Annotated in this window: 6 protein-coding genes; 3 read left to right on the forward strand and 3 right to left on the reverse strand. The window is 69.3% G+C overall.

Annotated features, from left to right (window positions below; all coding sequences use genetic code 11):
- Window positions 1-95: 95 nt before the first annotated feature.
- The 3 genes from Aco03nite_RS28875 to Aco03nite_RS28885 form a co-directional block, all read right to left on the reverse strand.
- A complete protein-coding gene (locus tag Aco03nite_RS28875; RefSeq protein ID WP_203800135.1) occupies window positions 96-869 on the reverse strand; it encodes a cyclase family protein in 774 nt (257 codons plus the stop codon).
- 187 nt (window positions 870-1056) lie between these two features.
- Window positions 1057-1353, reverse strand: coding sequence for a hypothetical protein (locus Aco03nite_RS28880; RefSeq protein WP_203800136.1), 297 nt, complete (start codon window positions 1351-1353; stop codon window positions 1057-1059).
- Entirely contained in the window at window positions 1287-1529 is a 243-nt protein-coding gene (locus tag Aco03nite_RS28885; protein ID WP_203800137.1) for a hypothetical protein, read from the reverse strand. Before Aco03nite_RS28885 ends, Aco03nite_RS28880 begins: the two co-directional genes overlap by 67 nt.
- 438 nt (window positions 1530-1967) lie before the next feature.
- Here Aco03nite_RS28885 and Aco03nite_RS28890 point away from each other — a divergent pair, with 438 nt between their 5' ends.
- The 3 genes from Aco03nite_RS28890 to Aco03nite_RS28900 all read left to right on the forward strand — a co-directional run bounded on the left by Aco03nite_RS28890 (window position 1968) and on the right by Aco03nite_RS28900 (window position 10919).
- Window positions 1968-7376, forward strand: coding sequence for an ATP-binding protein (locus Aco03nite_RS28890; protein WP_203800138.1), 5409 nt, complete (start codon window positions 1968-1970; stop codon window positions 7374-7376).
- A 716-nt stretch (window positions 7377-8092) separates the two neighbouring features.
- The gene (locus tag Aco03nite_RS28895; RefSeq protein ID WP_203800139.1) at window positions 8093-9064 is read left to right on the forward strand and encodes a hypothetical protein; all 972 of its coding nucleotides are present in this window, start codon (window positions 8093-8095) and stop codon (window positions 9062-9064) included.
- A 97-nt stretch (window positions 9065-9161) separates the two neighbouring features.
- Complete coding sequence (locus Aco03nite_RS28900; RefSeq protein WP_203800140.1) at window positions 9162-10919, forward strand: hypothetical protein; 1758 nt, start codon at window positions 9162-9164, stop codon at window positions 10917-10919.
- Window positions 10920-11106: the final 187 nt, after the last annotated feature.

Here is an 11106-nt window from a genome sequence, read left to right on the forward strand (position 1 = left end):
GCCATGCGAAAGGCGGGCCCGCGCCTTTCAGGTGACGGTCCGCGCCTTTCGGGTGGCGGGTCCGCGGTGAAACCGCCGTCCGAGCCGGGCCGTTTCTAGTGCTCGACCAGGGCCAGGACCCGGACCGGGCTGCCGGAGCCGCCGACGATCGGTAGCGGTGGGGCGATCACCACCGCGCCGGTCGCGGGCAGGCGGTCCAGGTTGCGCAGCTGGGTGAGGCCGTACTTGCCGGCGCCCAGCAGGTACGAGTGGCACGGGAACGGCGGATCGAACGAGTGCGCGGCGCCCGCGTCGGTGCCGACCGTCTCCACCCCGATTCCGATCACCGGCGACTCCTCGGCCAGCCATTTCGCGGCCGCCGGGGACACGCCCGGGGTGTGCGGGCCGGTGTCGTCCGCGTTCAGGAACGTCTCCTGGTCCTCGGACCGGGCGTCCCAGCCGGTACGCAGCAGCAGCCAGCCGCCCTCGGGCAGCGGTCCGTTCGCCGACTCCCACTCGCGGATGTCCTCGATCTCGAGCAGGAAGTCGGGATCCTTCGCCGCCCGGTCGGCCACGTCGATCACGGCCGCCGGGGCGATCAGCCGGGCCGCCGGGACCTGCGACACGTCCTCGCCGTCACGGCCGGTCACCCAGTGGACCGGGGCGTCGAAGTGGGTGCCGGTGTGCTCGCCGGTGTGGATGTCGTTCCAGTACCAGGCCGGGCCGCGGTCGTCGTACCGGCTGATCTCGGTGAGGCCGAACGGGATCGTGTTCGCGAACGGCGGCGGCAACTGCAGGATCGGGGTGCTCGCGGACAGTGGCGCGGTGAGATCGACGACCTCGATCCCGCCGCCACCGATCCCGGACAACAGGGCCTTCAGAACGCTCATCGACATCTCCAGGGGGCTTCGGCGACCGCTGAAGCCTACGGTCGGCCCGGCCGAACCGGTGAGCATCGACACTCCGTCGGGTCAACGCACGGAACCGCGCTCAGGATGCGCCGTCCCGGTCGCTGAGTGATGCGCCGTCCCGGTCGCTGAGAGACAAGCCTGCTCAGTCGCTGAGTGATGCGCCGTCTCAGTAGCGCGCGTGCACCTGTGTCACCGGGTGCCCGAGGATCTCCCCGATCGCGGCGAGCTCCGCGTCGTCGAGTTCCCACTCGGCCCGGACCCCGTTCCGCGCGATCAGCTCGAACCGGGCGAACCCGATCGGCCACCGGAACCGCAGCTCGTGCAGTGTGACCGCGGCCCCGCAGCAAAGCACCGTCGTGTTCAGGTCGTCGATGGCCGGGCCGCCACCACGCTCGGTCAGCAGATCCCAGAACCACTGGAGCCCGAGCGTGCCGTCGGACCGTGAACAGAAGAGATCCTCCATGAACTCGCGCCGTCGATCACGGTGATCCGCTCGTAGAAGACCGTCTCCACCTCGTCGACGCCGGCTCCGGGCCCGGCGAACAGTTCCTCGACGAACGTGACCGCCTTCGCGGCGTCCTCAGCCGTCGGCTGCCACACCGGATCCGCCGGAATCACCCGGATCAAACTGTCACTCATCCGCCAGGACCCTGTGCCCCGGGTATCAAGCGGGATCAGGAGGGTGCGACGCCCGTAGCGGTCGTCGGCGGTCCCGCCGGGACGCACCGGGCCACCACGGCGCGGGCGGGACCGGGGTGGTGGGTTTTCGGTGAGAGCCGCGTCCGGCCCGGCGGTCGCCGGGCGGTCCGGGGGCGGGATCACGTCGCGCGGGGGCTACGTGACGGATAGTGCGGTTGTCGGGATGATTAGCGTACAAAAGTGTAGGTTTGACCGTGCAGTTGATCTTTGGGCGGTAGCGATCCTGGAAGACCGTCTGGCCATCGGGGACAATGCTGTTTGTGGGATTCCTACAACTTCCGGTGCACGACATGCATGATCCGGCTTATGGCTCGACCGGGCGGTAGCCGAGAGGGTGGAGGAGTAGAAAGCTCACAGGGCTACCGGGAGGCTCGGCAAGTGTTCAGGCGTGTCGCGATCATCAACCGTGGGGAAGCCGCCATGCGGCTCATCCACGCCGTGCGGGATCTGTCCGCGGAGACCGGAACCCCGATCGAGACGGTCGCGCTCTACACCGACGAGGACCGGACCTCGACGTTCGTCCGGGAAGCGGACCTCACGTATCCGCTCGGTGCGGCGGCCGCTCGGCCCTACCTCAACCATGAGCTGCTGGAACGCGCCCTGATCGAGTCGGGTGCGGACGCGGCCTGGGTCGGCTGGGGCTTCGTCGCGGAGGACCCGGTCTTCGCCGAGCTGTGCGACCGGATCGGCGTCACCTTCGTCGGGCCGAGCGCCGAGGCGATGCGCAAGCTCGGTGACAAGATCGGCTCGAAGCTGATCGCCGAGGAGGTCGGGGTTCCGGTCGCGCCGTGGAGTCGCGGCGAGGTCGCGACCCTCGAGGACGCGCTGCGGGCCGGCGACGAGATCGGCTACCCGCTGATGCTGAAGGCGACCGCCGGTGGTGGCGGGCGCGGCATCCGGCGGGTGGACTCGGCCGCGGACCTGACCGACGCCTACGAGCGCACCAGCCAGGAGGCCCTGCGCGCGTTCGGTTCCGGTGTGGTGTTCCTGGAGCGCCTGGTCACCGGCGCCCGGCACGTCGAGGTGCAGATGATCGCCGACGGGCAGGGCGGCGCGTGGGCGCTCGGTGTCCGGGACTGTTCGGTGCAGCGGCGCAACCAGAAGGTCATCGAGGAGTCGTCCTCGGTCGTGATGGCTCCCGAGCAGGCCGCCGAGCTGAAGGAGTCAGCGGTCCGGCTGGCGCTCGCGGTGGGTTACCGCGGCGCCGGGACCGTCGAGTTCCTGTTCCACCCGGGCGAGAAGCTGTTCGCGTTCCTCGAGGTCAACACCCGCCTCCAGGTCGAGCACCCGATCACCGAGATCACCACCGGCACCGACCTGGTCAAACTCCAGCTGCACGTGGCAGGCGGCGGCCGCCTGGAAGGTGCGCAGCCCGCCGAGCAGGGCCACGCGGTCGAGGCGCGGCTGAACGCCGAGGACCCGGACCGTGACTTCGCTCCGTCACCGGGCCGCATCACCCGGCTCGCGCTGCCGGCCGGCCCGGGCATCCGGGTGGACACCGGGGTCAGCGAGGGCGACAGCATCCCGTCCGCGTTCGACTCGATGATCGCCAAGATCATTGCGTACGGTAAGGACCGCGACGAGGCCCTCGGGCGCCTGCGCCGGGCTATGTCCGAGACCACCGTCATCATCGAGGGCGGCTCCACCAACAAGAGCTTCGTCCTCGACCTGCTCGACCAGCCCGAGGTCATCGACGGCTCCGCCGACACCGGCTGGATCGACCGCGTCCGTGGCGAGGGCCGCCTGGTCACCCACCGGCACTCGGCGATCGCGCTGGCCGCCGCCGGCATCGAGGCCTACCAGGACGAGGAGGAGATCAGCCGGCAGCGGCTGCTCACCACCGCGCACGGCGGCCGCCCGCAGGTCCAGTTCGAGACCGGCCGTCCGCTCGACCTGAAGCTGCGCGGCGTCGGCTACCGGGTGCAGGTCTCCCGGCTGGGCCGCAAGCGCTTCCGGGTCGGGATCTTCTCCGGCGCCAGCTTCGGCTACGCCGACGTGGTCAGCGAACGGTTCGACGAGCACACCAGCCAGATGTACGTCAACGACCACCGCTTCCGCCTGGTCACCGCCACCCACGGGCCGATCCACACGATCGAGGTCGACGGTGTCACCCACCGGGTCAGCCGGGACGAGGGCGGCGTCGTCCGCTCCCCCGCGCCCGCCCTGGTCGTCGCCACCCCGCTCGCCGTCGGTGACGAGGTCGAAGCCGGCGCGCCCATCCTCGTGCTGGAGAGCATGAAGATGGAGAACGTGCTGCGGGCGCCGTTCAAAGCCCGGGTCCGGGAGTGCCCGGTCGCGGTCGGCAGCCAGGTCGAGACCGGGGCGCCGCTGATGCGCCTGGAACCGATCGGGAACGCCGACGAGGAAGCCGACACCTCCACCGAGGCGGTCGAGATCGAACTGCCCGGCACGGCGTCGAGCGGGCACGGGCTGGACAACCTGCGGGCGCTGCTGCTCGGGTACGACGTGGACGCGGCCGAGGTCAAGACCTACCTCGCCGACCGTACGGGCCGTCCGGCCGCCGGTGAGATCGAGCTGCTGACCATCTGCGCCGACCTGCTCGAACTGTCCCGGAACAAGCCGGGGAACGACTTCAAGACCGAGCCGGGCAACGCCGTGCACAGCCCGCGCGAGTACTTCCACAGCTACCTGCAGAGCCTGGACGTGGAACGGGCCGGTGTCACCACCGACTTCCAGGCCCGGTTGACCCAGGTGCTCGCGCACTACGGGGTCACCTCGCTGGACCGTTCGCCGGAGCTGGAGGACGCGGTCTTCCGGATCTTCCTCGCCCTGCAGAAGTCAGCGGCCAACGTGGGGGTCGTGTCGGAGATCCTCCGGCAGTGGATCGCCGGGAACCCGCCCCAGGAATCCGATTCCGAGCGTGCGGGCATCGCCCTCGAGCACCTGATCGAGGCCACCCAGGTTCGGTTCCCCTCGGTTTCCGACCTGGCCCGGGGAATCGTCTTCCGGTGGTACGCGCAGCCGCTGTTGCGGCGTACCCGGGCCGAGGTCTACGCCTCTGTCCGGGCTGACCTCCGGCACCTCGACCACCATCCCGGGGCCTCGGACCGGGATGCCCGGATTCAGAGCATGGTCGCCTGTTCCGAGCCCCTGGTTCGGCTCCTGGGGCAGCGGATCGGGCGGCCCGGGCGGGACCATGTTCCGCTGCTCGAGGTGTTGACCCGGCGTTACTACGACAACCGTGGGCTGGCTCCGGTATCGGTGCGGGCCGTGGGGTCGGTTCGGTTCATGGTCACCTCGCATGCCGGGGAGCGGGTGACGCGCATTGCGGCGACCGCTATCGACATTTCGGAAATGTCGGATTCGCTCCGGGCGTTGGGGCCGCTGGATATTGATGTCGCTGATATCTACATCGCCTGGGACTCGCAGCCCGCTTCGGCTGACGAGGTGGCTGCCGCTCTGGGGGCGCACTTCGAGGGGCTGGCGCTGCCGGGGGTTCGGCGGATTACGGCGACGATTGCGGGCACGAGTGGTGCGGTCATGCACCACCACTTCACGTTCCGGTCTGATAAGTCCGGATATTTCACCGAGGACCGGCTCATTCGTGGTCTGCACCCGCAGATCGCGCGCCGGCTGCAGATCTCGCGACTGCAGGAGTTCGACCTCACCCGGCTGCCGTCCACCGACGAGGAGATGTACCTCTTCAAGGCGGTCGCCAAGAACAACGGCACCGACGAGCGCCTCATCGCGATGTACCAGGTCCGCGACCTGACCGCGCTGCGCGAGACCGACGGGCGCCTGGTCGCGCTGCCCGCCCTCGAACAGGCCGTCACCCTCACCCTGGACGCGATCCGCAACATCCAGGCGCTGCGCCCGCAGAACAAGAGGTTCGACACCAACCGGATCATGATGTACGTCTGGCCGGTCACCGAGTTGTCCCTGGACGAACTCAACGCTCTCGTGCAGCGGATCCTGCCGACCGCCTCCGGGGCCGGTCTGGAGGAGGTGCAGTTCATCGCCCGTCAGCGCCGGTCCAGCGGGGAACTGACCGAGGTCGCGGTGACGATCACCCTGGAACCGGGCAACGGCGCGCACCTGCACGTCGGCGAACCGTCCACCGCGCTGGTGCAGCCGCTCGACGACTACCGGCAGAAGGTGCTGCGGGCGGCCCGGCGCGGGACCGTCTACCCGTACGAGCTGACCGGTCTTCTCGGTGAGTTCGTCGAGCACGACCTCGACGCGGACCGGGTGCTGGTGCCCGTCGACCGGCCGAAGGGCAGGAACTCGGCCGCGATCGTCGCCGGTGTCGTCTCCAGCGTCACCGAGCGTCACCCCGAGGGCATCAAGCGGGTCGTGCTGCTCGGCGACCCGACCAAGTCGCTGGGTGCGCTGTCCGAGCCGGAATGTGCCCGGGTCATCGCCGCCCTCGACCTCGCCGAGTCGATGCGGGTGCCGCTGGAATGGTTCGCGCTGTCGTCCGGCGCCCGGATCTCGATGTCGTCCGGCACCGAGAACATGGACTGGGTGGCGGCCGCCCTCAAGCGGATCGTCGAATTCACCCAGGGCGGCGGCGAGATCAACATCGTGGTCGCGGGGATCAACGTCGGCGCCCAGCCGTACTGGAACGCCGAAGCCACCATGCTCATGCACACCAAGGGCATCCTGGTCATGACGCCCGACTCGGCGATGGTCCTCACCGGCAAGCAGGCCCTGGACTTCTCCGGTGGTGTCTCGGCCGAGGACAACTACGGCATCGGCGGGTACGACCGGGTGATGGGCCCCAACGGCCAGGCGCAGTACTGGGCGCCGAGCCTGCCCGCCGCCCGGGACGTGCTGATGGCCCACTACGACCACACCTACGTGGTGCCGGGTGAGTCCGGGCCGCGTCCCGCCCTCACCACCGACCCCGCCGACCGGGACATCTCCAGCTACCCGCACACGGTGGCCGGCAGCGACTTCGCCACCGTCGGTGAGATCTTCTCGGCCAGTCACAACCCGGACCGCAAAAAGGCCTTCGACATCCGTACGGTGATGCGTGCCGTCTCCGACCAGGACCACCCGGTCCTGGAGCGGTGGGCCGGCATGGCCGACGCGGACACGTCGGTGGTGCAGGACGCGCACATCGGCGGCCGCCCGGTCTGCCTGGTCGGCATCGAGTCCCGCCCGGTCACACGGCGCGGGTTCCCGCCCACCGACGGCCCGGACACCTACACCGCGGGCACCCTGTTCCCCCGGTCGTCGGCGAAGACCGCACGCGCCATCAACACCGCCTCCGGCAACCGCCCCCTCGTCGTGCTGGCCAACCTGTCCGGCTTCGACGGCTCCCCCGAATCGATGCGCAACCTCCAGCTGGAGTACGGCGCGGAGATCGGCCGGGCGGTCGTCAACTTCGACGGCCCGATCATCTTCACGGTCATCTCCCGCTACCACGGCGGCGCATTCGTGGTCTTCTCGAAGATGCTCAACCCGAACATGACGGTGCTCGCCCTGGAAGGCTCGATGGCCTCGGTCCTGGGCGGCGCCCCCGCGGCAGCGGTCGTCTTCGCCGGCGACGTCAACAACCGCACCGCCAACGACCCCCGGGTCGCGGAACTGCAGGCCGAGGTGGCAGCGGCGTCAGGCGCCGAGCGGGCCGCGTTGAGCACCCGCCTGGCCGAGGTCCACGCGTCGGTCCGAGCCGAAAAACTGAGCGAGGTGGCCGCAGAGTTCGACCGCGTCCACAGCGTCCAGCGCGCCGTAGAGGTCGGCTCGGTAGACGCCATCGTGAGCACAGCAGACCTACGAGCCCGAATCATCGAATCCATCGAACACGGCCTGAAGAGCTGATCCACCACCCCATCACCTGATGCACCACCTGGTTCGCCGTTCGGTTTACCGCCTGGTTGACCACTCCGGTTGACCACTCCGGTTGACCACTCCGGTTGACCACCGCAGTTGACCAACCCGGTTGACAAGCCCGGTTAACCACCGCGGTTGACCAACCCGGTTAACCACCGCGGTTGATCAGCCCGGTTAACCACCTTGGTTCACCACTGCCAGACCGTGCCCGGCACTGACCCGGGCACGGTCTGTGCTTTTCTCCCTCTCTCCTCTCTTCCCCCTTCTCCTCCCGTCCTCGCCGTCGCGCTTGTCTTCACTGTCGGGCTTGTCTTCACTGTCGCGCTTGTCTTCACTGTCGGGCTGTCCCCGCCGTCGCGCTGCTCGCTTACTACCGACCACATCCCGCCCTCCAGCCATCTCTCCTTGTGCCGATTTCCCTTCCAACCGCCCACCTTCCGCGGGCCGGTCCTCCATCCGCCCGCGACCGCCGGACCTCTCGCCTGTTGCCTTCCGCTAGCCACTCTCTCTCCCACCGCGCCCTCACCTCACCGCTCTCCACCCCCGTGCCCCTCTGCTCACCGCACTCCGCCGCCGCGCCCTCTGCTCACCGCACTCCGTCTTGGGGGCGGACCTTTTCCTTCCGGCCGGGCGCCCGGGTCAATCGCGGGGTGCGTTGATCAACGGGCAGCACGCATCTCCGGTGATCACTATGATCAGCGGCCATGTCCGCTGCTCCCGCCTGGCATCCCGACCCGTACCGGAACGCCCGCATCGCCCTGCAACAGGGCGACACTGCTCCGGCCCTGCACCTGCTGGGCGCGGCCCGAGGCGACGCCGAAGCCCGCATCCACGCCCTCGACACACTCAGCAGAAGCAGCGCGTTGCACCGTCTTCCCCAGTTGGAGGCCCAACTCGCCACCGAGCCGTCGAACGCCGACCTGCTCCTCCTGGTCGGGGCCCTCCAACAGCAGGCAGCCTGGGACGCCCGAGGCGCCGCCTACATCTCGCACACCAGCGCCGACCAGATCAACGGCCTGATGCGGCACATGGTCCGAGCCCGCACGTCGCTGCGCCGCGTCACCGAACTGCTGCCCGACGACCCGGCCCCCTGGTATGAGCTGATGGGCTGCGCCATGGCCGCTCAGGACTACCACAACGAACCGCACGACATGTGGAACGAACTGGTCCGCCGCGGAGGAGACGTCTCCTACGCCGCCACCCGCCTGCGCATGACGACACTGACCGCGAAATGGCACGGCAGCCGCGAGGAATGTTTCGCGTTCGCCAGGGAGAGGACCCGAAACCTGACCCCGGGACATCCGCTGTACGCCTTGATCCCACTGGTTCACATCGAGGAATACGTCTCCCAACGCTCCGACGACAAGGTCCTGACCCGAGTCCGGGCAGTGTTCCGCTATTTCAGCCGCCGCCCGGTCCGCGAGGAGATCGAAGCAGCCTCCGACGCCCTGATGGCAGCCGCCGACACCTTCGCCACCCACACCGCGTCGCCGGCGGCCCACCAGGCGTTCGGCTACGTCTTCGACGACCGGGGCGACCTGAAACGAGCCCGCCGGCACCTGGAACGCAGCGGCGACGAAGCGATCTGGCCCTGGCTCTACTTCGGCGACGACGACTGGGATCTCTTCGACAAGGCCCGCATGCGAGCCGACCTCCCTCGTCTCCCCCGCCCGTAACCCACTCCCCGTCCCCCTGTCGTACCGGCCCGCCGCCGGGTGTTCGCATGATCCGGATAACCTCTTGCGTACATCCGGCTGAAGGGAACGAACAGGGTTGGCGATCGGAGACGACCTGCGACTGCTGCGCGCCTACGAGCCGGTGGCCAGGTTCACTGAAGGTGAGTACTTCTTCCCGGTCTCGGTCGAGCAGTACGTGAGCCAGGCCAGCCTGTGGCGTGTCGAACCGCGCGGCGGCAGCCCGGTCCAGGTGGTTCCGTCGGGCGAACTGACCCTCGACACCCTCGCCGCGGCCGGCGGCGCCGAGCAGGGGCTGGGCTATTCGCTGTCCGGCATCGGCAACGGCGAGAAGCATCTCGCCCACATCCCGCTGCGTGACCGGCCACCGCACCTGGCCCGGTCCAGCCGTCTCGCGTCGGTCGGTCTCACCGGCCGCCTGGTCGACACACTCAACCGTTTCTCCCTGCTGTTCCGCGGCAGTGTCCCCGGCGGCAGCGCGGCCCGCTCCTTCCTGCTGCAACGCGATCACCTCGACACGTCGCGGCCCACTTATTACGGGCGGGTGCTGCGGGACGACCCGTGGATCGTCTGTCAGTACTGGTTCTTCTACAGCTTCAACAACTGGCGTTCCGCGTTCGGTGGGGTCAACGAGCACGAGGCGGACTGGGAGCAGGTGACCGTCTACATCGACGCCAACGGCACTCCCGGTCCGGACGGCCTGCCGGAGCCGTCGTGGGTGGTCTTCTCGGCCCACGACGAGACCGGTGACGACCTGCGCCGTCGCTGGGACGACCCGGACCTGACCGTCGCCGACGGGCATCATCCGGTGGTCTTCGTCGGTGCGGGCTCCCACTCGGGCGCCTATCTGCCCGGCGACTATCTGATCACCGTACGGCCGCCCCGTCTCCGTGGTCTGGTCAACGCCCTGCGCTGGTCCGCGCGGCTGCTGGCGCCGTGGTCCCCCGAGGACCAGAACAACGTCGGCATTCCGTATGTCGACTACGCCCGCGGTGACGGCCGTTCTGTCGGTCCCGGGCAGAACGAGCCCTGGCAGGCCGTCGGCATCGACGAGAACACCCCGTGGGTCCGTGACTTCCGCGGTCTGTGGGGTCGCGACACCCTGGACCGGCTCGGCGGCGAACGTGGCCCGGCCGGCCCCCGGTACCAGCGCGACGGCACGGTGCGCCAAGCCTGGGCCGACCCGGTCGGCTGGGCCGGCCTCGCCAAGGTGACCCCAGACCCGGCCGCCGAACAACAACTCGTCGAGGAACGAAACCAGCGCGACATCGACCGTCTCGCCGAACTCGACACCGAGATCTCCACCCTGCGCCACGAGCTGACACTGGCCGCGGCCGGTCTGCCCGCCGCGGACCCCGAGGTGCGGGCCCTGGCCGGCGAGGAACAGAAACTGCTCGGCATGAAGATGGAACGCACCCGTCTCGCCGACGAGTTGCACCGGGCCACAACGGCGACGCCGGTCAATCAGCATCCGCACGCTCATCTGTTGCATCGTCGCCTCCCTCTGGAACACGCAACCGGCTTCCTGGGCCGGGCACGGTCGTGGTGGTCGGTGATCAGCACCCCGCTGATCCTGTGGGCGATAGGCGCCGTGATCTCTCCTCTGGACTTCTCCGGCGAGGAGACGGCCCTGGCACTGCTCCTGGTACTCCTCCTGGTCGAAGGCTTCGTCCGCGGCAAGTTCCTGGCCGTGATCCTCCGCATCCTGCTGGCAGTGGCCCTGATACTCGTCCTGGCCGTCCTATGGTTCGACGGCCGCTACGTCGTCACTTTCACCTGCTTCGGCGCAGCCTTGGTGGTCCTCCTGGTAAACGTCCGCGAAGCCACCCGCCGCTGACCCCCTTCACACCGTCCACAAACCCGCCACCACCCATCCATCGCCCAAAAGCCCACCACCAGCAGGCGCCCCCGCCTTACGCCTGCTGGCCTACACTCCACTCGCGCCCCGCGCCCCGCGCCCCGCGCCCCGCGCCCCGCGCCCCGCGCCCCGCGCCCCGCGCCCCGCGCCCCGCGCCCCGCGCCCC

This window comes from Actinoplanes couchii, assembly GCF_016862075.1.
Classification (GTDB): domain Bacteria; phylum Actinomycetota; class Actinomycetes; order Mycobacteriales; family Micromonosporaceae; genus Actinoplanes; species Actinoplanes couchii.

What these genes read in the sequence shown, in the direction of transcription:
- Aco03nite_RS28875 (WP_203800135.1), bottom strand. Translation starts at nt 869, where the DNA reads ATGAGCGTTCTGAAGGCCCTGTTGTCCGGGATCGGTGGCGGCGGGATC.
- Aco03nite_RS28880 (WP_203800136.1), bottom strand. Translation starts at nt 1,353, where the DNA reads ATGGAGGATCTCTTCTGTTCACGGTCCGACGGCACGCTCGGGCTCCAG.
- Aco03nite_RS28885 (WP_203800137.1), bottom strand. Translation starts at nt 1,529, where the DNA reads ATGAGTGACAGTTTGATCCGGGTGATTCCGGCGGATCCGGTGTGGCAG.
- Aco03nite_RS28895 (WP_203800139.1), top strand. Translation starts at nt 8,093, where the DNA reads ATGTCCGCTGCTCCCGCCTGGCATCCCGACCCGTACCGGAACGCCCGC.